This window comes from Faecalibacterium sp. OF03-6AC (assembly GCF_003478175.1).
Taxonomy (GTDB): Bacteria; Bacillota; Clostridia; order Oscillospirales; family Ruminococcaceae; genus Faecalibacterium; species Faecalibacterium taiwanense.
The window spans coordinates 1-837 of record NZ_QUEN01000010.1; the positions used below are offsets into that span (position 1 = coordinate 1).

Annotated in this window: 1 protein-coding gene; it reads right to left on the reverse strand. The window is 50.4% G+C overall.

Annotation, left to right across the window (positions count from 1 at the left end; translation table 11 throughout):
• A partial coding sequence (locus DXA66_RS11050; RefSeq protein WP_147365176.1) for a helix-turn-helix domain-containing protein occupies nucleotides 1-620 on the reverse strand: 620 nt, incomplete at its 3' end.
• Nucleotides 621-837 lie beyond the last annotated feature (217 nt).

The window sequence follows — 837 nt, forward strand, 5'->3', positions numbered from 1 at the left end:
TTCTTGCTCATGGCTTCCTGTTCGGCGTAATGGCTCCCAATACCCTTTTTGATTTCCTTGACCGCCGCCATAAAGTACATCTCGATGTCATCAAGGTCGCCCTGATACACTGGTTTTCTCCGAAGGCTGATGTCCTTTGCGGCTTTGGCTGCTTCCGGGGTCTTGACCTTTGTGCGCAGCAAGGTGCTCAATGTCGTGAGCATGGCATTCTGTGCCGCGATGCCAGACGCAAAAGTATCATCAAAATACTGCGCTATGCGGTAAGTAAGCTCTGCAAAGCGGGCGTTTTCCAGCAGCAGATTGACCACCTCTGTATTGACACGCCCTGTGTAGAGGTTCTTTGCGGCTTCTACGGACAAGCCTAACTCGGCAATGTCGTAGTTCTTGCGGTCGGGAATGTTGGTTTCTCCCAGCAGAAAATCCGTGGACACGTTGAACAGCCTTGCGATCTTCAGCACCTGCTCATGGGTCAGAGTTCCTTTCGCACCACTGATAAAACGGCTGATAGTGCTTTTAGAGCAGCCGATTTCCTTGGCAAGCTCCGGTTGGCTGATGTTGTGCTCTTTCATCAAGTCCGCAAGACGGACGTTGGACGGTGCGGGCAGATATTCCTGTGCCATGTGGTCGGCCCTCCTTTTTGAGCTTTTTCCTCATTATAATACGCTCTGCCGTTTTGTTCAATATACGGCTTTCTCTCCGCCTTTGCTGTTGCAGCCCTGCAACCAGTAAGGGCTTTTTTCTTTTTCCGTTGCAGTTTTGCCGCTTTTTCGCCTTTCCAGCAAAATTTTCCGTATATTCAGGCAGGAAGCAAAAAACACCAGAGTTCCCACTTTGGGG